Raw genomic sequence first — 26486 nt, 5'->3', positions numbered from 1 at the left:
TGTCATGAAGAATCCTTCCCCCCGGTTGGCTGCATCGCTGCTTTTCGCGACGGCCCTGTGCCCTCTCCCTTGCTTTGCGCACTCCTCGGAAACGGACGCCGATGCGCGTGCGGAAAAGGCCGTGGCACAGATGACGGAAGAGGAAAAACTCTCCCTGATGCAGACCGAACTGCTTGCGCGCATTCCTTTCGACAAGCAGCCCAAGGATATCGCCATCGGCGTTGGCTATACGCCCGGCGTGCCGCGCCTGGGGGTGCCGCTACTGACGGAAAGCGATGCCAGTCTTGGCGTGGCCAACATGGGAGGCTTCATCCGCCCGAAAGACGGCGCGACCGCCCTGCCCTCAGCCATGGCCATGGGATCGACGTGGGATCCCGGGCTGATCGAACAGGGCGGCCGGATGATGGGCGGCGAGACCCGCGCCAAGGGTTTCAATGTGCTGCTGGCCGGCGGCGTCAATCTGGTGCGCGAACCGCGCAACGGACGCAACTTTGAATACTTCAGTGAAGATCCCCTGCTCAGCGGGACTCTGGCCGGCTCATCGATCCGGGGCATCCAGTCGAACAACATTGTCTCGACCATGAAGCACTATGTCCTCAACGCGCAGGAGACGGGTCGGTCCTTCCTCAACGTCAACATAGACGAAGCAGCCATGCGCGAGAGCGATCTTCTGGCTTTCGAGATTGCCAACGAAATCGGGCAGCCCGGATCGGTCATGTGTTCGTACAACAAGGTCAACGGCGTTCATTCCTGCGAGAACGACTTCCTCCTGAACACGGTCCTGCGCCATGACTGGGGCTTCAAGGGCTGGGTCATGTCGGACTGGGGCGGCGTGCATAGCGTTTCTGTCGACAAGGGCCTCGACCAGGAATCCGGCGTGCGTTCGCTGGGCGAAAGCTATTTCGGCAAGCCGCTGCATGACACACTCGCCGATGGATCGATCAAGCCCTCGGATATCGATCGCTCCGTCACACGGATTGTGCGCACCATGTACAAGCTGGGCCTGGCGGACCATCCGGTCAGTGTGGGCAATCCCATCGATTTCGAGGCCAACGGAAAAGTCGCCCAGGCCATCGCGGAACAGGGCATTGTCCTGCTCAAGAACGAAGGCAATCTCCTCCCGGTCGCGGCCAGCGCGCGAAAGATCGTGGTGATCGGTGCACACGCCGACGTCGGCGTTCCCTCAGGCGGCGGATCGTCGCAGGTCTGGCCGGCGGGCGGCGCGTCGCTGTCGCTAGCGATCCCCGGTGACGCCATTTATCACCGCAGGCTGTACATGCCTTCTTCCCCACTCCAGGCCTTGCGGGAACAGTTCCCCGATGCCGATGTCGTGTACGACGACGGCACCGATCCCGCACGAGCCGCGGAAGCCGCCAAGGGCGCCGATATCGCCATCGTCTTTGCCGAGCAGTTCATGGCTGAAGGGCACGACTCGCTGGACCTGATGCTGCCGGACAATCAGAACGGTTTGATCGAAGCCGTTGCCGCGGCGAACCCGAAAACGGTCGTCGTACTGGAAACCGGCGGCCCGGTCCTCATGCCCTGGATTGACAAGGTCCCGGCGGTTATCGAGGCCTGGTACGCGGGCCAGCGTGGCGGCCATGCCATTGCCCGGGTCCTTTCCGGCGCGGTCAATCCGTCCGGGCGCTTGCCGGTCACTTTCCCCTCGTCGGTCGATCAGCTTCCCAACCCCGTCCTGCCCGGCAGCGACCGCATAACGCTGAAACCCGGCTCGGACCTTTACGACATGCCGACGGAACAGGAGCCTCTCAACGTCACCTACCCGGAAGGGCCGGACGTCGGGTACCGCTGGTTCGCCAAGCAGGATCGCAAGCCCCTCTTCGCGTTCGGGCATGGGCTCAGCTACACGAATTTCGCCATGTCCGCGCCCAAGCTCTCAGGCATGACGGCACGCTTTACCGTCAGCAACACGGGTAGCCGCGGCGGTGCCAGTGTGGCCCAGCTCTATCTGGTGTCCCGCGCCGGCAAGGCCGAGCGGCGGCTGGTGGGCTATCAGCGCGTGGAACTTGCGCCAGGAGCCAAGCAATCCGCGACCATCACGATCGAACCGCGCCTGCTGGCCGATTGGCACAATGGCGGCTGGTGGATGCCGAAAGGCGAATACAGGTTTGCACTCGGTGACGACGCGCAGCATCTGGATCGTGAGGTTTCGGTAAAATATGCTGAGCGCAGCTGGAAAGAAGTCGGCGGCAAGCAGTAAGCATTCAGGCAGTTACAAGGCTTGCCGGCTGAAACTCCTCCGGGGTCCGGCAAGCCAGCCTGACTCGCGCATGGGCCAATCCCCACATGCGGGACTCAATTACCGGCCGGTCTCGCTCATGCCTTGGGCCATGACGGACTGATATTCCTGTTATGCCCGTATTTCGGCTTGGGCCGGTGTATGAACGCACTGGATGTTAGAGCCTTCAATTCTGCTAGTCGGCAGTGGTGCCTATTGCACATTTGCGCCATTCAATCATATTCGACCGCCCACCGCGTGCAGAGGCCAGCTACCTAGCGAGCGATCCCACGGCCAAGAAAAACCCACACGCGGTAAGGCAGACTTCTGGCACGATCCGGCTTGGCTGCCTCCCATTAGCTAAGCCTCATGCGACCTATAAAAACGGGCGAGTGATTGCTCACTCGCCCGCAGTGCTCTCCGGGAGGGAGAAAGCTTGATCGTTTACCTGGACCCGAACGCGTACCGGAAGTTGACGCCGAATTCGCGCGGCGGGGTCGAGTTGATGATGGCGTATGTGCTGGTCGTGCTCGCACCGCTGGTGGTCCTGTACGTCGGCGGCTGCAGTTCCTGATATCCCGAAACGGCAGGCGCGTTGATCAGGGTCGCCTTGCTCGTATCCAGTAGGTTCTTCGCAAACAGGTTCAGTTCCCATGCGCCGCGCGGATCACGGATACCAGCAAACATGTTGAGCAGACCATAGCTGCCGATCGAATCGAACGACAGAGTGGGATCCCCCTGCGATTTGCCCTGGAAGGTCAGCAGTCCGCGCGTGAAAAAGTCGACCTTGTCGGAAATCGGAACATTGTATGATGCCTGCACGGTTGTGCTGAATGGTGCCTGCGCGGACGAGCGCTGGCTGACCCGGCAGGCCCCCATGTAGTTACTTCCGTAGGCCGCTTGAACCTCCGCAAGGGTCGGTGCCGACGTCAGGTTATCAGGCACGCCATCCCCGTTGAGGTCATCGCAAGGAACGAGGCCGTTCTTGATCTTGCCCTTTGTGTAAGACGCCGTCATGCCGAGATCGAAGTGCGGCGTAACCTTGAACCCGATTTCCGCTTCGACGCCGTTGACCTCGACGGGCACATTAGCGGCAAACTGCGCCGACTGCCCCACGCCTGCTGCAAACGAACCCGTGCTGGCGACGTACGTGAACGTCTGCGTGTAAACGCCCGCAGTGAGCTTGTACGGGTAGTTCGTGAACGTCTGGTGATAGCCAGTGATGTTCACACGCAGGCGATTGTCGAGGAATGTGCTCTTCAGGCCCAGTTCGTAAGACTTCGAGCTTTCGGAATCGAGATAGGTAAAGGACCTCTGGAGGTCAGACTGAATCGGGCTGAAATTGCCAACGATGGTCGGCCCCGGCCGGTAGGAAGAACCGGTGCTTGCATAAACCATCACCTCAGGCGTGATGAAGTATTGCGCGGAAGCGGTGTAAATCCACTTGTTATCATCGACTTTCGCAGCTCCCGGCAAGACTGTCGAGCCAATAGTCAGCGTACCCGCGGGGCTCTTGAAATTGATGTAGCGCAGACCGCCGGACAGTTGAACCTTGTCGCCGATATGCGCAATCACGTTACCGAAAACAGAATTTTCTTTGACATCACCAGACGTGAGGACATCCGTCGGCTGAACGAACACCACACCGCCGCCGTATGCCGGCGGCAACGGCAGAACGACAGGCGTCTCTAGCGTCAGTTCCGTCGGAGCATGCCGTGTCCAGTTGAAATAGCCGATCACGTAGTCGAACATATCAAACAGACGGCTATCGTTCTGCAGCCGGACTTCGTGCGTGGTTTCGTTCGTCCGGGAATGAGTCGTCTGGAAATAGTCGAAGCCTTCGAACGCATTGGCCAGATCGGAGTTGGTCTGGGCTACAATGTCACCCTTGGTATGAGCCCCCTGATAAATCAGCACCTGGTCCGCAAAGCGGGCTTCCGCGCGCCAGTTGAACAGATCGAACTTCTGGTGGTAGGTTCGCGGGGTTTCCTGGATCGACAGGCGGTCCTTCGGCTTGATGACCAGCGAACTTTCGGCCGCGGTCGAATCGAACAGACTGAACGAAGCATACTGGCTGTACGAGCGGGACTGCGTATCGGTGCGCTGGTACATACCTTCAAACCGCAGCCAATCGGCCGGCTCGAAAAGCGCAGTCAAACGTCCGCCCTTTGAACGGGTGAACGGATCGCGGCCATCCAGCCCGGTGTTGATCGTCCTGACGCGATTACCCTCGGTCTCGCTCCAGGTGCCAGCGGCTCGGATGCCCAGCACGCCTTCGATGATGGGCACACCGACGGCACCATTGAAGTTCAGCGAGCCGATATCACTGGCACTCGTCGAAAGATTGCCGCCTACTTCATAGAGATCCGGCTTCCTGGTGGTTACGGTGATCGAACCAGACGGCGACGCGCGCCCCCGCAAGGTCCCCTGGGGGCCCCTCAGCACATCGACCTGGGCGACGTCGTACATCTGCTGCAGGACGAGCGTACTGTTGGCCACAGCATCATTCAGGTAGAATTCCACCGTCGGCTGGGTACTGGCATTGATGTCGAAAGCGACACCCCGGATTTGCGCATTACTGCCGATACCGTTGTCGTTGACTTGCAGCTGGAGCCCCGGAACGAGCGTCTGCACCTCGGTGAAATTCTGAAGATTAAGTTTTGCGATCTCGTCCGACGTGACCGAATTGACCACGACGGGAACGTCCTGCACGTCCTCTTCCCGCCTCCGCGCGGTTACGACGATGGTAGTGGTCTCACTGGCCGTTTCCATTTCGGCCGCACCGGAACTTCCGGCCACCGCCTCTGCGTGAGCAGGTGCCGCCAGCGCCCACACGCTTGCCGAACACAATACTGCTTGCTGCAACCTTCTCATTGCTTCCTCCCCATGATTTGGGACCTGACTCGAATGCAGATCTCTAGTCTGGGTAATGATGCTCAAACTTCAGTGCAACATTTTTCGACCACATGGTCGGAATGATGGGCACATAATGATCATATGTATTTGTTTTCAATGTATAACTTGTTTGGTTATTATCCGGAACAGCGACCGATAACGCCCACCGACACACAGACTGACACCGCCCGGAGCGATCTGATATTCCATGCGCTTTCCCGGCACCATCTGCCCCGCCGAGCGCCCAGCAGTCCGGAATTGGGAGCCCTCGCCCCGGGGTCGGGTCAATGCGCTCGCGACGGACTAGCGTCCTAGGGACAAGAGAGAAGCACCCCGGCGATGGTGATCAGCCGGGGCGCTTCCTTGGTCACTTGAACTTGAAACCAAGCTCGATGCCATATGTGACCGGGTCATTGTAGGCAGAGCCGATGCCGAAATCGCCATAGGTGATCTGCGTACGGTACCGACTGTCGGTAACATTGTCGCCCCACAGTGCCACGGAATACGTCTCGCTGGGATCAGTCCATTCGGCCCGCAACGAAAGCGTTTCAAAACCCTTTTGCTTGAACTGTGTCCCCGACGGACCGAAGTAGTAGGACGAGGTATAGTATAGGTTGCCCGACAAGGTGAATGTCCCACCGGCAAGGTCGGTGGCATAGTTGGCTCCGAGAAAACCGGTGAATTCAGGTGTGCGTTGCATCGGCACATTCTTGAGGATCGTATCGGTGTTCACGTAGAATGTCCTGCCAGGGCCGCACGCGTCAGCATACTTCGCACCTGCCGGAGCCGGACAAAACTTATAGATCGGAGCGCCCTGAACCTCCCCATTTGCCAGCACTTGCCCGAACGTCTTGTAGCGGGCGTGCACGTAGGAAGCGCCCGCCATCAACTTGAATGCTGGCGTAACCTGATAATTGAGCTGCCCCTCAAGGCCGTAGATTTCCGACTTTGCGGCGTTTACCAGCTCAGCCGTTCCTGCACGATAGATGGAGACCTGCAGGTCCTTGTAGTCATAGTAGAACGCGGCAGTTTCGAACGACAGGCCATGCGTGGCATACTTGAAGCCAACCTCGTAGGCGGAAATCTTCTCGGGCTTCACCCGGCTGCACTGGTACGGCGGAGTCTGGCATGTCCCGCCGACATCCAGGATCGCCGCCTTGTAACCTTGTGTGTACGAGGCATAGACGCTCATTTCATCGTTGGGCTTGTATCGCACGACGAAGCGCGGAGTCAGGCGATCGCCTCTCGCGAACTTGACTGCGCCTGGATCGTAATCGCGCAGGTAGACGCGCCCGTCTTTTGCGGCAATCGTCGTACCGTTGCCCAGATCGAGCGTGGGCGCGAGAAAGCGCGTGTTGAAGTACGCATCATCGATCTTGTCATAGGCATAGCGCAGACCAGCCGTGACGAAGAGCTTGGGTACGACCTCGTACGTCCCATCGAAGAACGCAGCATAGCTGCGAACTGTCGTCGCCGACCCCCCCAGGCGAATTCTCTGGTTCGGCCCGTACCCGAAACTGTCGATGAAGGTAATATACGTGTCCGTATTCTCGAAATAGAATGCGCCAGCTGTCCATTGCAACGGACTTCCGGGCTTTGAATTGAGCAGGAATTCCTGACTCCAAGTCTCATCTTTGACGGGAAGGCCAAACTGAAAGATTTCAACAGCCGAATAGTCAAGATCGAACGACTGGTCGACGTTTTCGTTGCGATATTGCGAATACGATGTGAAATTCGCAAAACCGAGATCCGCCTCAAGGGTTGCCTGGAGAACATCGGAGTTGGATTTGAAAAACTCCGGAACCGAACCTGTCGCAATCTCATTGGGCTTCGTGGTGTAAGTGCCCGGTATTCCGCCAAACGGCGCACCCAGCCCGAACTCGCTATCCACAAAACTGCGCGCCGTGAGGTTGGCTTTCGGATCATCATTTTCCGAATGCTTCCAGCGCAGCAGCAGGCTGACGTCGTCCGTCAATTCAGCCTTCATGCCAAGCCTGACCGACCAGTTCTCGAACTTGCCTGCCTTTTTGTTGCCACTGCTGATGTCGGTAACCCAGCCGTCGCCACGACGGTAAAGTCCTTCGACCGACATGGCGACCCGGTCGGATATCGCGACATTGCCGAAGCTCTGCGCCTTCAGTTCATTGAAACGCCCGTAACGGATCTTGCCCTCCAGCGAGTTGCCCGCTGTGCTGGGGTCCCTTGTTTGAACCAGGATTGCGCCACCGGTCGTATTGCGGCCGAATAGTGTTCCCTGGGGCCCCTTGAGAACCTGTATGCTCTCGACGCTGAGAAGATCGAAATCCGCGGCAAGCGGGTTGGGCGAATAGAAGCCGTCGATGTAGATGCCGACATTTGCACCGCCACCCGAAGTCGTCACGGCAGTGCCGATCCCACGGATGCTCGGTTGAACAAATCCGCCTCCCGTACTGTCAAAGCGAAGGCCGGGAGAGACTTTGGAAATGTCGGTAAGCCCCGTGACGTTGGCGGTCGCCAACGCACTACTCGATATGTTCGTGATCGAAATCGGAACATCGACCTGCGCTTCCTGTCTGCGCTGTGCCGTAACGATAATGACATCGCTATCGACGGTCGCCACCCTCTCATCCTGAGCCAAAGCCGACGTAGCCGCAAATGGACAAACGGCAACAAGCGCCAGTACCGAAACCGCGCCAGACCACACGATGCGCATAGCAATCCTCTCCTGATGTTTATATGTTTTCGCCGCATTGTTAGCAGCAAGCCAGATTGTAGCAAGATTTTTTTCGGCACTCGCCTAACTTTTGCACTTGAGAAGCTTGCTGACAGCGCCCTAAGTTCCTGCCGCCCCCGCTATGGGGGTCGATGCAGAACAGCGACTGCCCCTAGACTGTAGCCGCCCCCTTTATCGTGACGGATAGAGAATTCACCGCTAGCAACGCACGGCAGCCAGGATCGGGCCAGATGTGCATAAGTGACCAGCACCTGAACGCGACAAGACCGGGAACAACCCTCGTGACAGAACGAAATCCAACCATAACCGCCCAACCAACCGACCTAAGCAAAGGAAAAATCGACACCAGATCACAAATACTTGCTGCAACTGAAGCAATAATGCTGGACGAAGGTTATGCAGGAGTTAGCTCAAGAAAAGTAGCAACAAGAGCAGGACTGAATTCAAAACTTCTTCATTATTATTTCAAGAATATGGACGAACTTTTTATAGCCGCCTTTCAGCGAAGAGAAGACTTTCATCTTGGTCAATTTGCGAGCGCTATTGCCTCAAGCACCCCGCTTCACGATATCTGGATGCTGAACGTGGATGCCGCAAGCAGCAAGCTGTACCTCGAATTCAATGCATTGGCCTGCCATCGCCCTGCCGTCCGCGAAGTCATCTCAAAATCGAATGGGCGCGACCGGATCACAATGGCGGCAGCCCTGCAGACAGTGTTCGAGCGATATGGAATCAGCACAACCCAGTACCCACCCAAAGTGATGGCGATGACCATCGCAGGTTTCGCACGCGCCTTCGCAACCGACCGGGCCCTCGGCACCAAGGACGGCCACCAGGAGGTGCTCGAATTCGTTGCAGAGCTCCTCGGGAATCTGGAGCCAGAGCAGGGAAAATCGCAAACAGACTGATCGCCGCCGGACAACCACCAGCCCAGAAAGCCCATCGAAGACTCTGCCCCCGGCCATTCGTCGCGAATTACACCAAATTTTTAGGCATTCGCCTAAATTGCGTGACAAGCGGCGTGAAAGGCGCTAGCAGACACCTCATCGCTGCCACAGCAAGAGCAGCGCGAGGGGAAGTACGATGCCTGAAATTGAACTGATAGATCCGCTCCTTCGGCGTCCCTTGATCACGGAACGCGACTTGAACGAATCGTCAAACGTCGAGTTGCCTGTCGGCCTTCGCGTGGTTTCGGCAGACAGCCACCTCGAAATTGGCGACGACATTTTTCGGGAACGCTTTCCCGGCCGATTGAAAGAGAAGGCACCGCGCGTCTGGTTCGACCAGTACTGGCACATCGGCTTCAAAGGAGAAGCTGAAGCCTTGAAACTGGGTGAGCGCGGGACAAACGCCCTGACGCGAAGCAATCTTGCCAACGTGCACGATGTGGCAGCGCATCGCGAGGCAATGGATGCCGAAGGGATCGAGTTCGAGATCCTCTTCCCGCAAACACTGATCGGCTTCATCCGTTATCCGGATCTCGAAGTTCAGGAGAACATGTACCGGGTTTACAACGAATACACGATGGAGCGGCTCAGTGTGAACGCGGGACGATCGGTGCCAGTCGGGATCTTTGGAAACTGGTGGGATCCGGACGCGGTAGATCGCTCGATGCAACAGATCGTGGACCTCGGCTTCAAGACTTTCATGGTGCCCTGCAACCCGGGCAAGGACAGGAACGGCAGGGATCTGTCCTACGCGGACAAGCACTTCGACCGTTTCTGGTCCGCAGCGAACGAAGCAGGACTGCCGGTCTGCTTTCATATCGGAGAAGCTATCGACATCGACCGGCGTGGCGGTGTCGGCGCGGCCAATATGGTTTTGTTCGCTCCGTTCCGCAGACCATTTGGCCAGATGGTATTCGGCGGCGTATTCGACCGCAATCCAAACCTGCAGGTAGTCTTTGCGGAAGGGGGTATCGCCTGGGTTCCCCCGGCCCTTCAGGACGCCGAGGCACAATACGATATCCACCGGGATATTCTCGACCCCATCGAGCACCGCCCGAGCCATTACTGGCACACCCATTGTTACGCGACGTTCCAGAACGATCGTCTTGGACTCAGCCAGATCGACCTTATCGGCGCCGACCGCGCGATGTGGGCTTCCGACTATCCCCACAGCGAGGGCTCTTACGGTTATGGCCGCGAATCCATGAAGGCCGTGGTGGATGCGGTTGGCGAGGAGAAAGCGCGCCTCATCCTTGGCGAGAACGCAATCCGCGTCTTCAAGCTGGATTGACTGCTGACGCGGCTTCGCCACGCCCTGCACCAAATCATCAAAGTGACCGGTGCGATCGGCCCGAACGTCGATACGTGCCGCATCAAAATCGGGAGAAGGAAATGAAGATTGCCACTGCTACATCGACTGTTAGCGAACTCGGACCTCTCGCGCAGCGGGTATACGGCTTCGTCGACACCCAGAAGAAGATCCTGGCGGCAGGCGTGACCAAGGAATCGGATTGGGACCCGCTGACCGAGTTCATTGATGCTGACAAGTTCAAGCGCGTGGGGGCCTACCTCGAAGAACTGACCTGGCCCGACTACAGGAAGTTCCTCACCGGATGGATGGCAGGCGGCACCCGTTTCGAGTTCACCGAATTCCAGATCAGCGAAGTCGGTAACAGCGTGTTCCAGGAAATCGAGGAGCGGCACTGGCGCGGCGAGGAATTCATCCGCAAGAACGTGATCGCTGTCTACAAGTTCGACGACGCCGGGAAGCTCTATCACCTCGACATCTACGAACAGGCCCAGGATTCCGGCGACTGGATCAAGGAATCGGCGCGGGCTGCGACTGCGGATGCCTGACCATAAACCCCTGATCGCGAAGCGGCTTCAGGGAAAGTCGATCCTCGTCGCCGGCGGCGGCGGGATCGGCAATGGCCTTGCCCGGCGGTTCGCCGCAGAGGGGGCCAATGTCGTGCTGGGCGATATGGCGGTGGATGCGGCGGAGAAGACTGCGCGGGACATTCGAGACCATGGCGGCAGCGCCATTGCGGTCGAATTGGACGGTGCAGTGGAGAGTTCAGCCGCCGCCGCAGTTTCGCTCGCCTGCGAGCGTTTCGGCGGTCTCGATGGCCTGCATATCAACTTCGCCTCATTCGTCGATCAAGACCCTGCCAACGGCGTCCTTGAACTGCCGATGACCGATTTCGACGAGACCATGCGCGTCAATCTGCGCGGGTACTATCTTTGCACCCGCGCCGCGCTTCCCGCCCTGCTGGCGCGGGAGAGTTCCAGCATCGTTTTCACCAGCTCTCCGGCTGCCTGCAAGGGCGAGCCGGTAAGAGTTGCCTATGCCATAGCCAAGGCCGGCGTCGAGGCGCTCATGCGCCATGTCGCGGCCCGTTATGCCGAACGCGGACTGCGGTCCAACTGTATCTCGCCCGGGGCGACGATGCACGAACGGCTGGAACGCGAACTGGACGATGAGACCAAGCAGTTCTGCTACAGCCTGGCCCTGATCAAGTCCCGCCTGGGACGGCCCGACGACATCGCCGCGATGAGCGCGCTGCTGATGTCCGAAGAGGGCTCCTACATCACCGGACAGGTAATCGGGGTAGACGGCGGCGTCATCATGCGGCGATAGCCGCGACCGGGGGGCCGGGAGGGCCGATCCCCGCAACGGAGGAATACGGGTGAACAAGATAGATATGCACGACGTCGAAAAGCGGCATGAAGAGGTACTGGGCAAGCCGCCGCGCCTGCCTCCGCTAGACCGCCAGAGCGTCGCGGACGAAGTTCAGGCCACCACACAGAGATTGCGCGGCGGCGTCCTGGCCGACCAGCCGCCGCTTCCGCTCGAAGTCATCCCCGAAATCATGTTCACGATGTGCCGCTTCCCCGACATGTGGCACAAGATGATCGACCTGACGATCGAGATCCAGGGCGGCAATGCCAAACTGGAAGTGCGCGACCGCAAGCTGGCGATCCTGCGCACCGGATGGCTTTGCCAGGCGCCTTACGAATTCGGCGAACACGTCAATCAATCGAGGCGCGCCGGGCTCACGGCCGAAGAAATCGAGCGCATCACCGTCGGATCCTCCGCGCCCGGGTGGAACGACCATGAACGGGCGATCCTGAAGGCTGTTGAAGAGCTTCATGCCGACGCCATGGTGAGCGATGCCACATGGGCCCAGCTTTCCAAGAAGCTCACCGAACACCAGCTTGTCGAACTCCTGGTTCTTGTCGGCCAGTTCGTGGCGACCGCCTATTTCCAGAATTCGCTGAGGCTCCGCCTCGAAGCGAACAACGAGGGGCTGCGCGCGCGATGAACGGGTGCTGCGTGATTGCCGCGAACGCCCTGCCCGCAATGCGCGGCGCACGGCGGATCCAGCCGGGAAGAACGTTCCATGGATGAAGATCGCTTTGCCGCGCTCGAACGCGAGCTGCGCGCCCTGAAGGACAGGCAGGAGATTCTCGACTGCATCGTATCGACTTCCAGGGGAAACGACCGTTTCGACAAGGATCTGATCACCGGGTCCTATCATCCCGACGGCCAGCACGAACTGGGCAGGCAGATCATCTCCGGGCAGGATTACGGCGATCACGCAAACCACGCCCATGGCGCAATCAGCGAGGTCAATCTGCACAATGTCACCATGCACAGCTGCGAGATCGACGGCGATGTGGCCCATGCCGAAAGCTATGTGATCGGCCTTTTCGCCGACAAGGGCGCGGCGACCTCGCGAATGCTGGCCGGGCGTTACATTGACCGGCTGGAAAGGCGCGACGGAATCTGGCGCATCGCCCTTCGGCGCGCGACCGTGGAAGTTGCGATGGAAGGAAAGGCGATCCTGCCCAACGGTAACGGTGTGGTGGGCAGCGGCTATCTGAAGGGCAGCCGCGATCGTTCCGATCCATCCTACCAGCGCCCGCTTACCGCCGAAGGCGGGGAACGCTGGTGACATGCCCCGCGCGGCCCCGCTGCCTGCACGCACGGCACCGCCGCAAACCTTGAATGCAAATCGACTGGAGGCCCCGATGGCTTCGATCAATGACCTGGACCTGGAACACCTGCCCATTGAAGGCACCGAATTCGGCAACGATCCGATGCCGTTCATGGACGCGGCGCGGCACAAGCACGAATGGCTTGCCGCGAGCAATATCGGCTACGTCGTCACCGGCTACCGCGAAATCGACGACATTCTGCGGCTCGACGCGAAGCTCAAGATGCCCGGCGAGGATATCGTCGAGATCATGGGCGCCGAGGGAACCGGCTGGGGCGATTTCGTCCTGGATCAGATGCTCACCAGTTCCGGCGAACGCCACGCCCGGCTGCGCGGGAGTGTCAGCGCTGCATTTGGCCCCGGCAACGTCAAGCGTATGCGCCCCATCATGCGCGCAACCGTGTCGCGGATTCTTGACGAATGGGCCCCCAAGGGTGCGTTCGACTTCACCGATTTCGCGGCGCAGTTCCCGGTGCAGGTGATGTTCGCACTGCTCGGAACATCGATCGACAAATTGCCGGCGATCATCAAGTCGCTCGAAATCCACGGCGAGAGCTTCAATCTCGAAGTGGAGAACATGGGCATTATCGAAGAGGGCTATCAAACGCTGTGGCGCTTCGTGGACGATCTGATCGCGGAACGGGGCACCGGCGGTGAAAACGGCGACCTGCTCGACGTCATGATCACGGCCAACAGCAACGGCACGGTCAGCGACAAGGAACTGCGGCAGCTCCTGATCCTGATGTTCGCCGCTGGTTATGACACGACCAAGAACCTGCTGATCCTGCTGATGAACTCCTTGCTCAGCCACCCTGAGATCTATGACCGCTGCGGCAAGGATTTCGATTACGCAAAAAAGACCGTGCGCGAACAGCTTAGGTTCGCCACGCCATCGAACACCATGCGTATCGTCACCGAAACGTTCACGTATCGCGATGTGGTCATCCCCGAGGGCACGATGCTGGTGTTTCCTCTCACGATCTCTGGGCGCGACCCCGCCGTGTTCAGTGAGCCGATGACATTCAATCCCGACCGCGCGGAGCGCAACCCGACTCAGGCTTTCGGGCGCGGAATGCACATCTGCCTGGGGCAGTTCCTTGCCGTTGCCAACGTGGAGGAAGGCATCCACCTGATCGCCCAGCGCATCAGAAATCCCAGGCTGGCGGGCGAAAGGACGTGGAAGCCATTTCCGGGCGTCTGGGGCATCACGCAGCTTCCGGTGGAATTCGACGCCGAACCCGCTCCTGCCGACGCGGTGCATTGACTACAGGCAGGAACGCTGCGGGGCACTCTTACGCCGCTCGTTCCATCACACAGTTTCTTATCAATTCAATATCTTGGGAAGAATGCCATGAAATCCGTGAACATTCGCGATATCGGCGAACAATATAGCTGGGGATCGTTCATCGACGGTGTAACCTGGGACAATATCAACGATCCGGGTCTACGCGCCGAGCTGCAGCAACTGTTCGAGGATCGCGGCCTGCTGATCTTCGAGAACATGGAACCCTCGCCGAAGATGCAGGTTGAACTGAGCAAGGTCTTCGGCCCGCTCAAGGACCACCCCACGAAGTCCGTGCCCCGCGCGAACAAGGATCTCGAACCGGGCGTGATCGAGCTCCACAGCCTGCCCACGGAACTCGACGAGACGCTGCATGGTATTGCCGTCGTCAACGGCAAGCCGGTCGTCTCCTATCTGCCCTGGCACTTCGACCACACCTATAACGATGAACTGAACCGGGCGGGGGTGCTGAGAGCAGTCATCCAGGCGCCCGAAGGCGGCCGGACCGGCTTTGCCGATGGCATCGAACTGTACAATGCCTTCGACCCTGAACTCCTCGCCAAGATCGAGGACTTGAATGCCATCTACACGCTGGACACGCGCCTGACCCAGATGCGCTTCGGCCGGACTTTCGAGATCAACGGCGATCCGGCGTATATGGCTGGCGTCGTTGCGGAAGCCCGCAGATTCCCGCGCGCCATTCACCCGATGGTCTGGACAAGGACAAGCGGCGAAAAGGTGCTGCATGTCACTGGCTTCTCTGCCGAAGGCATTGAGAACCACGAGAATCCCGAAGGCGACGCGCTGATGGAGGAAGTGTGCCAGGAAGTGAACCGCAAGGCGAACGGCTATTTCCACAACTGGCGGCCGACAGACATGGTAATTTGGGATAACTGGCGGCTCCTTCATGCAGTGGAAGGTTGTCATCCCAAGTACGAACGGTGCATGCACCGGACGACCATCAAGGGCGACTACGGCCTCGGACGATTCGAGAATGGAAAGAAGATTGGCGAAGTCGACCGGGATATCGCGCCCCTGGATTTGCCCGCCTGAGGCAAACAGCAAAAGACAAACGCGCTTTGCGGCGGGCCGGCTGAAGGCGGCGGCGATCCAGCCGTTGCCCTGCCGGCGCGTTCCGCTATGAGACGCGAACATTTATGACCGATACCTTCATCCTCGGCGACTGGGGCACGAGCCGTCTGCGGCTTTACCGCATGGGCAGCGGAGCTGTAACCGCGCGGCTTGATGGCCCTGGCATAGGCGCGCTGGAAGCCAGCGCCGAAAGCACATTGGCGGAACGGCTCGATGTCTGGATGCACGAAAGTGCCATTGCAGATGTGACGCTATGCGGCATGGCAGGCGCCGCGGGCGCGCTGGTGGAAGCCGGCTATGCCCCCTGCCCGGCCGATGCGGCCAGGTGGCTGGAAAGCTGCACCCGCACCACAGTGAGCGGCATTCCGGTCGCTGTCATGCCGGGACTGAGCTGCCGGACCAGCAACGGCATTCCCGAAGTCATGCGCGGCGAGGAAACACAGCTTTTCGGTGCCATGGCACTGCATCCCGAACTGGGCGAAGGTGAGCATCTTGTTGCCCTGCCCGGCACCCATTCCAAGTGGGCGCGGCTGGTGGATGGGACAGTGGAATCCTTCACCACCGCCCCGACAGGTGAACTCTTCGCATTGCTCGCGGGCAAGTCGACCCTGACCGGTCCCGACACGCCCGGAAACGGGACCTTCGACGAGGGCTTCGCGCGGGGTTTGGAACGCAACGAAGAACCGTTGACCGCAGCGCTTTTCGAGGCACGGGCGGCAAGGATGCTGGACGGACGGTCGAAAGACTGGTCACGCGGTTATCTGTCGGGCCTGCTGATCGGCAGCGAGGTGGCAGCGCAGGCATCGGCCGGCATGACGATCACCCTGATCGGTGATCCTGCTTTGTCGGCGCTTTACCAACGCGCCTTGACGGCGCGGGATTGCAGCGTCCGCCTGCTTGACGGTGATGCCACCGTTCTTGCAGGCCTGAATTTGGCAAGAGGCAAGATTGTATGACCGTTGATGAGGCACTGGCTGCGGGCGCTCCGCCCATCGTGGCGATCCTGCGCGGCATTCAGACCGGAGAAAGCGCGGCCATCGCGGAAGCTCTGGTAGAAGCCGGTGTCCGGCTGATCGAGGTTCCGTTCAACTCGCCCGATCCGGCCGGCTCGATCAGGGCCATGGCCGAAGCCGTCGGAGACCGCGCCGCCATTGGCGGCGGCACTGTCATCAGCACCGCTCTCGCCGAAACGCTGGCCCAGGCCGGCGGCACTTTCATGGTTTCGCCCAACGTCGATATTCAGGTCCTCTCCCGCTCACGCGAACTGGGCCTCGACGTGCTGCCGGGCTTCCTGACACCGACCGAAGCATTCGCGGCGATCAACGCCGGCGCCCGCGACCTTAAACTCTTTCCGGGCTCGGTGCTCGGGTCTGCATATATCAAGGCAATCCGGGAGGTGCTCCCGCCGCAAACGCGCGTTTGGGCAGTCGGCGGGGTTGGTGTCTCCAATGTCGCAGAATATCGCGCGGCCGGCGCGTTCGGCATCGGCGTCGGCGGCAGTCTGTACAAGCCCGGCCTAGACGCGGCGGCTGTCGGGACCAGGGCACATGACCTTGTCGCAGCCTGGAACGCGGCGGATACCTGAACGCGGGCGATGAGCACATTGCCCTGCCCCCTGCGCGCCTCATTAGGCGGCTGGCATTCGCGAAGTGAAATCAAGTGACACCAGATCGTGGCCACGCCGATCCGCTATCGGCTTCCGCCATGTCCATGTAATGTTAACGCACAAAGGCTGGCAGGAATGGTGCAAAGCGGCCTATCTACTAACTTCCAAGGAAAGTCGGGCGCTGCGAAAAAGCGGCCTCGGCAACGCAAGGCCGTGGTGCATCACCCGGCACGCTGCCCGCCGAGGCGGCCCAATGCAGCGTGACGGCCAGATTGCGACCATGATCAATTGAGCAATGGGCCTAAGGCTCGGGCCATCGTTCAGCGGTGATGGACAAACGCGGCGCCTTCTAGCTTGAACAGTAACCGATGCCGGCCATTCGATGACCGTCCAGACTGTGCGGATCGAGAGTCGCGGCAGTGTCGGCACAATGAGCGAACGCTCGGACCTGACGGGCAACGCCACCCGGATCATCAACGCGGTCAGCGGGCACCGGCGGTATTCATGTACCCGGCGCCTCCGGCTGGCTTCCCAAGGATAGAAGCAAGCCAACCCTCACGCGGATGGGGCTAACTTGCCAGCATTCCCTCGGCAACAACGTGAAACGCATTGACGGCGACAGCATTAATGCTAACAACACGACGAACACCGTCAAAATAGGGAACGGGTCAGGAGGGGCCAGCTTATGGACGGAATTTCGTTCGAAGCACTGCCAGCTATCGCCGCCGAGGCACACCTCAGCTTTGGGCAGAGCGATGCTTTGGCAATTTGCCGGCGCGGCGGGACTGGGCCAGCCAATGATTTTGGCGGCTCGGTATTGAGTAAATGCGTGTCGAACACCGAAACAATTTCGATTTTCATCGAAGACTGCCGACAATGTGTGGAGGCTGCCGCGAACAGTAACGAGATCCTTTGGTCTCCGCGGCCTTCTGATGTTCTGAGCTCGTCAGTTTCGATCCCGCCTGTCGAAGCCGTCAGCAACCGACGCTTCGAGCTGTCAAAGCTCTCACAGTTACCGCTCTCAACACATTAACGACTATATCTGCCGCAAGGCCTCAATCTTGGCCAGCCCTTCTTTAAACAGAGAGGAGCCCATCGAAGTGAGCGGTTAAGTATATTTACTTTTAATAGCAATATGCCCAAACTTATTAATATAATTAAAGAACAATTGATATAAAAATAACACCGGAGAGGAATATGAGGAACATTTTTAATAAGACACTGCTTTTCACGACTTCACTCGCCGGAATATTCCCTTTCTCGGCATTCGCAGCTACAGATCAAGAAGCAGCCAACCCCGCCGACATCATTGTGACAGCCCGAAGGGTCGAAGAGCGACTGCAGGATGTGCCGATTTCGATCTCCGTGATGAGTCAGGAGCAACTGAGTACCCGCAACATCACTTCTGGGATCGACATTGCCAAGTACACCCCATCGCTCTCGGCCAATGGCGAATTCGGAACTGACAATACGACTTTTGCCATCCGTGGTTTTGTCCAGGACATCGGCACGGCACCATCGGTAGGCACCTATTTTGCCGATGTCGTTGCTCCCAGGGGCGGCGGCGTGGGCATCCCCTTCGGTGACGGGGCCAGCGCGGGTTACTTTTTCGACCTGCAGAATATGCAGGTCCTGAAAGGGCCGCAGGGGACGCTGCAAGGCCGAAACACGACGGGCGGCTCCGTCTTGTTCGTGCCCAAGAAGCCAACTTCCGAACTGGAAGGCTACGTCGAGGGTTCGATCGGAGACTATGGCATGCGCCGATTGGAGGCGGTCATCAACATACCGGTTGGAGAAACCTTTCGCATGCGTCTCGGCATGGACCGGATGAAGCGTAACGGTTTCCTGATCAATGACAGCGGCATTGGCCCCAAGGACTTTAACGATGTCGACTACACCACGATCCGCGCCAGCTTCGTCGCCGATCTGACTCCGGACCTGGAAAACTACACGATCGTTTCGTTCACCGATTCAGACACCAACGGCAGCGCTCAGAAAATTGTTGGCGTGGGCAGCGGGCTTTATGGCGATCCCAGTCTGGACCTGAACCCCTTCAACCTGCTTGCTTACAACCAACTGCAAGAAAATCATGGAAAGGGATTTTACCATGTCGATCAGGACATGGCGAACCCGCGCAGTCACACCAGGCAGTGGCAGATCATCAATACGACGACCTGGCTGGCCAGCGACAGTCTGACGATCAAGAATATTGCGAGTTATGCAGAATTCACGCACGACATCTTCAGTCCGCTGTTCAGCACGAATTTCAAGACAGCCAGCCTGGCCGGTTATGCAGGCCTATACTACAATGTGATCAATCAAGGTTCGTTGGGCGGGGCCCTCCCACCCTTCGCTGCAGCCGACGCCATGTTCGGCATTTCGGGCTTCGCCAATTCCCTGAATGGCATCCCCGTCGGCATGTACAGCCTCAGTTCTGCTGCAGGCCTGCACAGCGCCGACCAATCCACCTTCACCGAAGAACTGCAGTTCCAGGGACGCAGCGCGAATAGCCGCCTCAAGTGGCAGGCCGGCCTCTACTACGAGTCCAGCAAGCCGCTCAGCCTTGTGGGTCAACAAACCAAGATCGGCTCCAACTGCACGGATCTGGCGACATATCAGTGCTCGGATCCTTATGGCGCGGTGATGTCCTACGTGAACGACGTGTTCAATCAATACCTTATTCTGGGCGGCTATCCTCCTGCATTTCCGGCAGGCACGATCGGTGCCGCGAACTACACGGTTGCGCGGCAATCCTTTCGTGACATCGGACTTTATGGCCAGGCATCGTACGAGCTTTCGGACAAGCTGACTGTCACCGGTGGCTTCCGCTACACATGGGACAAGCAGACCGTCGACGCCACGCTGATCACCAACAACTTCGTGACAAACAGCTACGATTACGGGGCATATGGCGCATATAGCCTGCCACAGCTTTGGGGGTTCTTCGGCCCTCCCGACAATACGTACTACCCGACGCCTCTCAATGGGGTGGTTCCCACTGGTGTCCAGGATCGAACCCCACGCTGCACAATGCTGACGACCGCATCAACGCCGGTCGCCGGACTTTACAGTCCTTACCCGGGTTGTTCGGTGCAACTCACCCAGAAGTCGCATGCGCCAACCTGGATGATTGATCTGGAATACAAGCCGATCGATAGCATCATGCTTTATGCCAAGTATGCCCGGGGCTATCGCGCAGGTGGTATCAAGCACGACGCTCCGACCGCCATGGTCTTCTTCAAGCCCGAAAAGGTCGACACGTATGAAGTGGGCGTAAAGTCAAGCTTCCGCGGCGCCATCAGCGGTGTGTTCAATGCCACCGCCTACTACAACAACTTCTCGAACCAGCAATTGCTCGTAGGCCTGAACGCGCCTCCGGGATCTGGTCTGTCACCTACGGGGGCACCTTACAACGCCGGCAAATCGCGCATCTGGGGCATCGAGGCGGATACCACGCTGAACCTGTTCCAGGGCTTTTCGGTCAGCGCCAGCTATGCCTACCTCAATACCACCATCCGGCAGATTACGCTTCCTACAGCGCAGGATGCATCGCCCTACATTGTCAGCCCCAACTTGAGCGCGGGTGACGAACTCGCCCTTGCACCGAAGAACAAATATAGTGTTTCGGCAAACTATACCCTGCCGCTTTCGGAAGGCGTGGGCAAGATTACGCTCGGCACGACCTTCACGCATACCGACAGCATGCGGTCAAACTATGCCGATCGGCAGTTTCCTGGAGGCGTCTACGTCGACGGACCAAATGGCCCCGTCATTTCCAACGTCGATCTGGGCATCATACCTGCAACCGATCTGCTTGACCTCAACGTCAGTTGGAGCTCGGTTGCCGGCAGCCCGATCGACCTGGCTTTCTTCATGACCAATGTTACTGGCGAGCATTATATAACCTACACACCCGGCCTGCTGCAGCACAATGCACTGGATCCGTCGGGTGCCACCAGTTCGGGTGTCGAGACCGCCAATATTGGCGCGCCGCGTATGTGGGGCGTCCGCGCCAGGGTCAATTTCTAGGTCCGGCTGCAGAGCCCATGAGACTTGGGCCGGGTAAATTTCCGGCCCAAGCTTTCTTCAGGACAGTTTGCCGTCCTGCCTCTGACGCCCCTCCCGACTCTAGACCGGCTTCGATTTGTGTTTTTTGGGGCCGTCACCGTTTTTCGGAAAAGCCCAGAAAACCAGCCACCTTTTCAGACCTCTCCTGAAGATTTTTCGGGTAGAAGTAGGACGTATCGGCGAGGACATCGGGCATGCAGTCCCTTACCGCCTCGATAGAATTGGCCCCCATCATCTCACCCTCTGTTTCTGCGAAGACGATCCGCGCGATACGGCCTCCGCCGATCGAGAACAGTTCGCCAGTCAATTCGCATGCATGCGCCAGAAGATAGGCAACCGCCGGTGCAACGCTGCTGCTCTGCATCGTACGGGCAAACCAGTCGGCATAAGCGCCCGGATGAAAACCTTCGGTCATTCTGGTCATCGCCGCGGGTGCGATTGCGTTGACCAGAATGCCATGAGCCGCTCCGTCGACGGCGAGACACCGTGTCATCCCAATCATCGCGGATTTGGCAGTCGAGTAGTCTGCATTGGCCGGTGCCCCCAGAGCACCTGCAGAACTCGCAAAGACCATTCGCCCGAATTGGCGTGAAGCCATGTGCGGCCAGGCAGTCCGGGCCAGCCAGAGCCCTGCCTGTGCATTGGTCCGCAAAACGAGATCCAGATCACGTTCAACAAGGTCGGACGGCGTCTTGAGAGGCGGACACGGGCTGGCGAGATGCGCGAGCGCATCCAGTCTGCCAAATGCCGACAAACAGGTATCGACCGCTTGTTCTGCCCCCGCAAGGAAGGACAAATCCGCTGTGCACTCGACAGCAGCACCGCCGGCATCACGTATTTCCCGGACGACGGCAGCTGCCCGACTAACATCTGGATTGTCACCACCTTTGTCGGAGCCGTTGTCGGCCACGACGACCTTCGCACCCCGCGAAGCCAGAAGCAGCGCTGTTTCGTAACCCAGTCCGCGCCCTGCGCCAGTGACCAGGACGGCACAATCGTCGAACCGGACTTCTCCACTCCCAGATTGCATCTTGCCTCCCGGATCAGCCCCATTTCGATCAAATTGCATCAACGTTTACCTCACTTCACGCCGAAGCAAGGGACAAGGGACAAGGGACCGACCGTCCCCTGTCTCAGTCACGAGTATCAACGCTCCCCAATAGTCAAGACATTCCGGGCCACTCGCGCGTATTATCAGGAAATATTCCGTGTTGACCAATGTCACAACAATATGCTTTGCATTACAAAGTTGAAGCAAGGGCGAATCCTTGCAGGACGGAGAGATGGCAGATGGCGACCAGCGAAAGCATTTCGTTCGCACCGGCACACGTCCCCGCAGACCTAGTCTGGGATCATTCGCTCGCGGAATTCAACGGTGAACTGGACGATCCGTTCCACGCTGCCGCCCGCTTGCTGGACGGCCCGCCGCTGTTCTATGCCCGCGACGCAGTGCATCAGCGCCCTGGCTGGGTGATCGCGCGTCATTCGCTGCTCAAGGAAGCCTTTATCGACTGGGAACACTTTTCCAGTGAAGGCGGCATGGACCTTTCGCTGATGCTGGGCGTCGACTGGAACCTCAATCCGGTCAACATCGATCCGCCGATGCACACGATCTACCGCAAGGTCCTCACCCCGTTCTTCACACCCAAGGCCGTGAACCACATGGAGGAAGGCGTACACCAGACCTGCGACGATCTGATTTCGAAGTTCGAGGACAAGGATGGCTGCGATTTCGTCAAGGACTTCGCCGTCCCCTTCCCCAGCCTGATCTTCCTGCGCCTGATGGGTTTGCCGCTCGGCCTGATGGAACAGTTCTTCGGCTTCGAGCAAGGTCTTCTTCGCGGGCATACTTTCGAGGAAAGAGTCATCGCCGCGCGCTCGATCCTCGCCTGCCTCACCGAGCATCTCGAGCACCAGCGGGCAAAACCCACGACGCCCCTGATGGACAGCATCATCAACGCCCGGATCGAGGACGGCCGTCCCCTCAATGATGGCGAAATCCTGGGAATGCTCTACACGTTCTATGTCGGCGGCCTCGATACCGTCTACGGGACTCTCGGCTGGTCGATGCGGCACATTGCGACGCACCCCGATCTTCAGCAGTTTCTGCGCGACAACCCCGACAAGATGGACAAGGTCGTGATGGAGATGCTGCGCATGTTCAGCGTCGTCTCCAGCCAGCGCCGGGTCACGAAGGACTTCGAATGGCACGGCGTCCAGATGAAGGAAAACGATCTCGTCGTGATGCCGATCTTCATCGCATGCCGCGATCCGGAAGCCTATCCGGAACCGCACGAGTTCAAACTGGGCCGCGACGAGCAGCCACTGGCTTTCGCCAGCGGTCCGCATCTGTGCCTCGGCATGCATCTCGCAAGGCGTGAACTGAAGATCGCGATCCAGTCATTCCTGGACAAGTTCGACAATATCCATATTCCGGAAGGAACTGCCTACGCGTTCCACGCGGGCTCGACGTTCAATGTCGACAGCTTGCCGATTGTTTGGACGTGCAAAGCCTCGCCGACCTGCAGCGAATAGATCTCTGATCGCTTCCTATAATGAAATATCCGGTCTTCAATGCTTCCGTGCATGAAAGGCGGGCCTAACCTTCCAGAACCGCCAAATCCGAAAGCCCACCCTTCGAGCACGAAACCAACCACATCATCTACGAAGCGAATTTCCAGATCATGCGTAACGCAACCCTGTCAGCCGAGGTTCGCGCCATGGTACTGGACACAATCGGGCATCGAGGCCTTGTGCAACTCATTGCTGGAGTGATGCCCTACATCGTGACGGCTTGGACCGCCAATATCGCCCGCGTTCGACTGGCTGATGACTTTGCTGTCGACCCGGACCAGTTGAATGATTTTTTTACCGGCAAGCCGATGAGCTGATCTGACGTGGTCGCAGTCACAAGTGCCTGACGGCCATCGCAACATATTCTGCAGGATAAGGATATTCCGGTACAGATTGCCCATTTCCAAGCCCGATCCAGATCGAAAGCATGATTCATAGCGCGCGCCAAGATCTATTGATGCATAATGCATTATGTGCAAACACGCATTCATGACGGAACAATCCATGCCCCTGACCGGTAAGCGCGTGCTTGAGTTGGGCACGATGATCGCAGCCCCTTTTGCTACCCACATCCTTTCGCAACTCGGCGCCGAGGTCATCAAGATCGAACCGCCAGCGGGCGACACCACGCGATCGCTCGTGCGCGGAGGCCCCTCCGGCACGATCGTGGCATACAGCCATTCGAAGCAGGCAATCTGCCTCGACCTCACCACCGATGGCGGCAAGGAGGTATTCCGCAGGCTGGCAGCCACCGCCGATGTGGTGATCCACAACCTCGCGCCGTCGGCGGCGCGCAAGCTGAGCGTCACGGCGGACGACTGCATGGCTGCGAACCCGGATATCGTGCATGTCCATATCAAGGGTTACACGCATGGCCCGCAGGCCGACGACCTGATGACCAACCCGATCGCCGAAGCCGCGACGGGCGCCATGGACGACCACCGCGTCGATGGCCGTCCGACCCGCTTCGGGCCGTCCTATCATGACCAGTTTGCAGGCACTTACGCCGTGATCCGCGTGCTCGCAGCCATGCTCGATGCCAACGCCAGCGAAGCAGATCGGCGGATCGAGATCGGCCTTTACGAAACCGGCCTGCATCTGGCCGCGCGCGATCTGGCGGGGATGCAGCTCAAGACACAATTGCTCGGCCGGTTGGAGAAGGAAGGCGGCGGGGAATTCTCGATGCCGGGTTACGGCTCGTACCTCACGTCCGACGGGCGCTGGGTCTATCTGCTGATCCTCACCGATGCCCATTGGGCCAAGCTGACCAGGGCGCTGGACATGCCCGAGGACGGCCATCCCGACTATGCCAGGCTGCGTGACCGCAAAAAGGCCCGCGACACGGTGGAAGCGGCGGTCCGCGCGGCTGTCGGCAAGTTCGATTTCGACGAGGTGGAACGCCGCCTGCGTTCTGCCGGCCTCGGCTTCAATGAAGTGATGCCGCTCGAGCGGGTGCTGGAAAAGCCGCAGGCGCGCCAGCCGGGTAAGCTGCGCGAGCTCGATTTCCGCGGGCTGCATTTCGAAGTGCCGGAATTTCCCGGCCAGATGCAGGTCAACCCGAACCTGCCTCCGCCCGAGATCGGCGAGCACACCCGCCCGCTGCTCGAGGAACTGGGCTATTCGGCGCAGGATGCCGAGGCCTTGTTGTCATCGGGGGCCGCCAAGGCCTATCAACCGGGCGATTTCGCCTGGGCACCGGTGCGGCAAAAGGGGTAGCAGACAGATGATGCAGTTTCGCACGAAGGAAGAGCAGGTTGCTGATTTTCTGCGAGAAGGTATCATTTCTGGCCGCTATCCGCGCGGCACGCGGCTCAAACAGCAGGAAATCGCCACGCTGCTCAACACCAGCATCACACCGGTTCGCGAGGCGCTGAAGCTGCTCGCCGCGGAAGGCTATGTGCTGGGCGACAGCTATCGCGGCGCAACCGTCGCCCCGTTTGACATCGAGGCATCGAGCGAAGTGCTTTCGCTGCGCATCCTGCTCGAAACCCAGCTCGTCAAAGGGGCCGCCGAGCGCGTGACGGGCGAGGACATCACCGAACTGCGCATTCTTGCCAGCGAATTTGCCAGCGCCTTCGAGGCGGGCGACAATGAAGCAGCGCGTGCGGCGAACTACCGCTTTCATCACCGCATGTTCGAGGTAGCCGCCATGCCGCAAACGCTGCATTTCGTGCAGATCCTCTGGGCCCGCTATCCCTTCGACCTCATCAACCGCCTCAAGGGCCGCGTCAGCCGCGCCGCCGAGGAGCACGACGAAATGCTGGCCGCCCTGATTGCAGGCGATTCCGCCGCCGCCATGCTCGCCACCCGCCAGCACATCGAGGCGGGCTTCAACGAATTACGCCAGTCCGTCGCCCGGGATGCGGTGGCAGCACCAGCCGCGACCGATCGCACGGAGAAATGATCGCGATGAAAAAGACACTCTTCCTCGTCATGGACATGATGAACGACCTCGTGGCCGAGGACGGCTTCAACGCCCAGACTTACGGGGTGCAGGTCAAGGAACGCGGCGTGCTGGAACGCACGAAAGCCGCCATCGCCGCCGCCCGCGCGGCGGGAGCCCTGATCGGCTATGTCCGCGTGGGCTTTTCCGCCGACTACCGCGAAGCTCCGGAAGCCTCGCCGATCTTCTCGGGGGCGCGCAAGAACGGCATCTTCCAACTGGGCACCTGGGGTACCGAGGTTCATACCTCGATCGCGCCGCAGCCGCAGGATTTCGACATTGTCAAGCACCGGGTCAGCCCCTTCTACGCGACATCGCTGGAAGCGGTCCTGCGGGCCAACAAGGTGGAGAGGATCGTCATGTGCGGTGTCTCCACCAATGGCGTCGTCCACTCCGGCGCGCGCGAGGCGCATGACAGGGACTATGAGGTGGTAATCCTCGACGACTGCTGCGCGGGCGTCACGCCGGACGAACACATGCACGCGATCGCCTGCATGGGCCGCTACGGCCGCATCGTGGAAAGCACGGAGTTCGACTGGGCGGCCTGACCGCCCTGCCCTGACATCACCGAGGCGATACCGCGCACAAAAACTGTTGGGCCGGGTCTGGACTCTTCGCCTCGAAAAAAA

General features: G+C 59.3%; 21 protein-coding genes. 18 read left to right on the top strand and 3 right to left on the bottom strand.

The genetic code is table 11. The features are described from left to right. Positions 1–4 precede the first annotated feature (4 nt). Positions 5–2221 carry a glycoside hydrolase family 3 C-terminal domain-containing protein gene (locus tag MTR64_RS16765; protein WP_243995654.1) on the top strand — a complete coding sequence of 739 codons (2217 nt, stop codon included), beginning with the start codon at positions 5–7 and terminating at the stop codon, positions 2219–2221. Positions 2222–2683: 462 nt separating this feature from the next. Here MTR64_RS16765 and MTR64_RS16760 read toward each other — a convergent pair whose 3' ends face one another. Further along, positions 2684–5179 carry a TonB-dependent receptor gene (locus MTR64_RS16760; protein ID WP_243995652.1) on the bottom strand — a complete coding sequence of 832 codons (2496 nt, stop codon included), beginning with the start codon at positions 5177–5179 and terminating at the stop codon, positions 2684–2686. A gap of 322 nt (positions 5180–5501) precedes the next feature. After that, complete coding sequence (locus MTR64_RS16755; protein WP_243995650.1) at positions 5502–7826, bottom strand: TonB-dependent receptor; 2325 nt, start codon at positions 7824–7826, stop codon at positions 5502–5504. 302 nt (positions 7827–8128) lie between these two features. On the opposite strand from MTR64_RS16755, the gene MTR64_RS16750 reads away from it, so the two are divergent. From MTR64_RS16750 to MTR64_RS16695, 12 genes are all read left to right on the top strand, one after another. After that, the gene (locus tag MTR64_RS16750; RefSeq protein WP_243995648.1) at positions 8129–8755 is read left to right on the top strand and encodes a TetR/AcrR family transcriptional regulator; all 627 of its coding nucleotides are present in this window, start codon (positions 8129–8131) and stop codon (positions 8753–8755) included. Between the two features lie 235 nt (positions 8756–8990). Then, positions 8991–10085: an amidohydrolase family protein gene (locus tag MTR64_RS16745; protein ID WP_243995645.1), complete on the top strand. Its 1095-nt coding sequence runs from the start codon at positions 8991–8993 to the stop codon at positions 10083–10085. Between the two features lie 101 nt (positions 10086–10186). Next, positions 10187–10651, top strand: coding sequence for a hypothetical protein (locus MTR64_RS16740; protein ID WP_243995643.1), 465 nt, complete (start codon positions 10187–10189; stop codon positions 10649–10651). Beyond that, positions 10644–11432, top strand: a complete 789-nt coding sequence (locus tag MTR64_RS16735) for an SDR family NAD(P)-dependent oxidoreductase (protein WP_243995641.1) — start codon at positions 10644–10646, stop codon at positions 11430–11432. The genes MTR64_RS16740 and MTR64_RS16735 overlap by 8 nt, the downstream gene beginning before the upstream one ends. Before the next feature lie 49 nt (positions 11433–11481). After that, a complete protein-coding gene (locus MTR64_RS16730) occupies positions 11482–12117 on the top strand; it encodes a carboxymuconolactone decarboxylase family protein (protein ID WP_243995639.1) in 636 nt (211 codons plus the stop codon). 78 nt (positions 12118–12195) lie between these two features. After that, positions 12196–12750 carry a nuclear transport factor 2 family protein gene (locus MTR64_RS16725; protein WP_243995637.1) on the top strand — a complete coding sequence of 185 codons (555 nt, stop codon included), beginning with the start codon at positions 12196–12198 and terminating at the stop codon, positions 12748–12750. 76 nt (positions 12751–12826) lie between these two features. After that, positions 12827–14056 carry a cytochrome P450 gene (locus MTR64_RS16720; RefSeq protein ID WP_243995635.1) on the top strand — a complete coding sequence of 410 codons (1230 nt, stop codon included), beginning with the start codon at positions 12827–12829 and terminating at the stop codon, positions 14054–14056. Between the two features lie 87 nt (positions 14057–14143). After that, the gene (locus MTR64_RS16715) at positions 14144–15127 is read left to right on the top strand and encodes a TauD/TfdA dioxygenase family protein (protein ID WP_243995633.1); all 984 of its coding nucleotides are present in this window, start codon (positions 14144–14146) and stop codon (positions 15125–15127) included. 104 nt (positions 15128–15231) lie between these two features. Next, on the top strand, positions 15232–16122 hold the full coding sequence (locus MTR64_RS16710; protein WP_243995631.1) for a 2-dehydro-3-deoxygalactonokinase: 891 nt from the start codon (positions 15232–15234) through the stop codon (positions 16120–16122). Continuing rightward, positions 16119–16751, top strand: a complete 633-nt coding sequence (locus MTR64_RS16705) for a 2-dehydro-3-deoxy-6-phosphogalactonate aldolase (RefSeq protein ID WP_243995629.1) — start codon at positions 16119–16121, stop codon at positions 16749–16751. The genes MTR64_RS16710 and MTR64_RS16705 overlap by 4 nt, the downstream gene beginning before the upstream one ends. Positions 16752–17457: 706 nt before the next feature. Beyond that, positions 17458–17805, top strand: coding sequence for a hypothetical protein (locus MTR64_RS16700; protein WP_243995627.1), 348 nt, complete (start codon positions 17458–17460; stop codon positions 17803–17805). 164 nt (positions 17806–17969) lie between these two features. Beyond that, positions 17970–20801 (top strand): TonB-dependent receptor, encoded by a 2832-nt coding sequence (locus MTR64_RS16695; protein ID WP_243995624.1) that lies wholly within the window; start codon positions 17970–17972, stop codon positions 20799–20801. Positions 20802–20934: 133 nt separating this feature from the next. On the opposite strand, the gene MTR64_RS16690 is transcribed toward MTR64_RS16695, so the two are convergent. Continuing rightward, on the bottom strand, positions 20935–21909 hold the full coding sequence (locus tag MTR64_RS16690) for an SDR family NAD(P)-dependent oxidoreductase (RefSeq protein ID WP_243995622.1): 975 nt from the start codon (positions 21907–21909) through the stop codon (positions 20935–20937). Positions 21910–22130: 221 nt separating this feature from the next. Here MTR64_RS16690 and MTR64_RS16685 point away from each other — a divergent pair, with 221 nt between their 5' ends. The 5 genes from MTR64_RS16685 (at position 22131) to MTR64_RS16665 (ending at position 26405) form a co-directional block, all read left to right on the top strand. Continuing rightward, positions 22131–23375 carry a cytochrome P450 gene (locus tag MTR64_RS16685; protein ID WP_243995620.1) on the top strand — a complete coding sequence of 415 codons (1245 nt, stop codon included), beginning with the start codon at positions 22131–22133 and terminating at the stop codon, positions 23373–23375. A gap of 185 nt (positions 23376–23560) precedes the next feature. After that, entirely contained in the window at positions 23561–23731 is a 171-nt protein-coding gene (locus MTR64_RS16680; RefSeq protein ID WP_243995618.1) for a hypothetical protein, read from the top strand. Between the two features lie 172 nt (positions 23732–23903). Then, the gene (locus tag MTR64_RS16675; RefSeq protein WP_243995616.1) at positions 23904–25130 is read left to right on the top strand and encodes a CaiB/BaiF CoA transferase family protein; all 1227 of its coding nucleotides are present in this window, start codon (positions 23904–23906) and stop codon (positions 25128–25130) included. A 7-nt stretch (positions 25131–25137) separates the two neighbouring features. Further along, a complete protein-coding gene (locus MTR64_RS16670) occupies positions 25138–25818 on the top strand; it encodes a GntR family transcriptional regulator (protein WP_243995614.1) in 681 nt (226 codons plus the stop codon). Positions 25819–25823: 5 nt separating this feature from the next. Next, positions 25824–26405, top strand: coding sequence for a cysteine hydrolase family protein (locus MTR64_RS16665; RefSeq protein WP_243995612.1), 582 nt, complete (start codon positions 25824–25826; stop codon positions 26403–26405). Positions 26406–26486: the final 81 nt, after the last annotated feature.

Source organism: Novosphingobium album (ex Hu et al. 2023), assembly GCF_022832385.1.
Classification (GTDB): domain Bacteria; phylum Pseudomonadota; class Alphaproteobacteria; order Sphingomonadales; family Sphingomonadaceae; genus Novosphingobium; species Novosphingobium album.
Note: the sequence above shows the minus strand (reverse complement) of the source record. Positions and strands in the feature narration are given on the sequence as shown.

What these genes read in the sequence shown, in the direction of transcription:
- MTR64_RS16765 (WP_243995654.1), top strand. Translation starts at nt 5, where the DNA reads ATGAAGAATCCTTCCCCCCGGTTGGCTGCATCGCTGCTTTTCGCGACG.
- MTR64_RS16755 (WP_243995650.1), bottom strand. Translation starts at nt 7,826, where the DNA reads ATGCGCATCGTGTGGTCTGGCGCGGTTTCGGTACTGGCGCTTGTTGCC.
- MTR64_RS16740 (WP_243995643.1), top strand. Translation starts at nt 10,187, where the DNA reads ATGAAGATTGCCACTGCTACATCGACTGTTAGCGAACTCGGACCTCTC.
- MTR64_RS16735 (WP_243995641.1), top strand. Translation starts at nt 10,644, where the DNA reads ATGCCTGACCATAAACCCCTGATCGCGAAGCGGCTTCAGGGAAAGTCG.
- MTR64_RS16725 (WP_243995637.1), top strand. Translation starts at nt 12,196, where the DNA reads ATGGATGAAGATCGCTTTGCCGCGCTCGAACGCGAGCTGCGCGCCCTG.
- MTR64_RS16720 (WP_243995635.1), top strand. Translation starts at nt 12,827, where the DNA reads ATGGCTTCGATCAATGACCTGGACCTGGAACACCTGCCCATTGAAGGC.
- MTR64_RS16715 (WP_243995633.1), top strand. Translation starts at nt 14,144, where the DNA reads ATGAAATCCGTGAACATTCGCGATATCGGCGAACAATATAGCTGGGGA.
- MTR64_RS16710 (WP_243995631.1), top strand. Translation starts at nt 15,232, where the DNA reads ATGACCGATACCTTCATCCTCGGCGACTGGGGCACGAGCCGTCTGCGG.
- MTR64_RS16705 (WP_243995629.1), top strand. Translation starts at nt 16,119, where the DNA reads ATGACCGTTGATGAGGCACTGGCTGCGGGCGCTCCGCCCATCGTGGCG.
- MTR64_RS16700 (WP_243995627.1), top strand. Translation starts at nt 17,458, where the DNA reads ATGGACGGAATTTCGTTCGAAGCACTGCCAGCTATCGCCGCCGAGGCA.
- MTR64_RS16695 (WP_243995624.1), top strand. Translation starts at nt 17,970, where the DNA reads ATGAGGAACATTTTTAATAAGACACTGCTTTTCACGACTTCACTCGCC.
- MTR64_RS16690 (WP_243995622.1), bottom strand. Translation starts at nt 21,909, where the DNA reads ATGCAATTTGATCGAAATGGGGCTGATCCGGGAGGCAAGATGCAATCT.
- MTR64_RS16685 (WP_243995620.1), top strand. Translation starts at nt 22,131, where the DNA reads ATGGCGACCAGCGAAAGCATTTCGTTCGCACCGGCACACGTCCCCGCA.
- MTR64_RS16680 (WP_243995618.1), top strand. Translation starts at nt 23,561, where the DNA reads ATGGTACTGGACACAATCGGGCATCGAGGCCTTGTGCAACTCATTGCT.
- MTR64_RS16675 (WP_243995616.1), top strand. Translation starts at nt 23,904, where the DNA reads ATGACGGAACAATCCATGCCCCTGACCGGTAAGCGCGTGCTTGAGTTG.
- MTR64_RS16670 (WP_243995614.1), top strand. Translation starts at nt 25,138, where the DNA reads ATGATGCAGTTTCGCACGAAGGAAGAGCAGGTTGCTGATTTTCTGCGA.
- MTR64_RS16665 (WP_243995612.1), top strand. Translation starts at nt 25,824, where the DNA reads ATGAAAAAGACACTCTTCCTCGTCATGGACATGATGAACGACCTCGTG.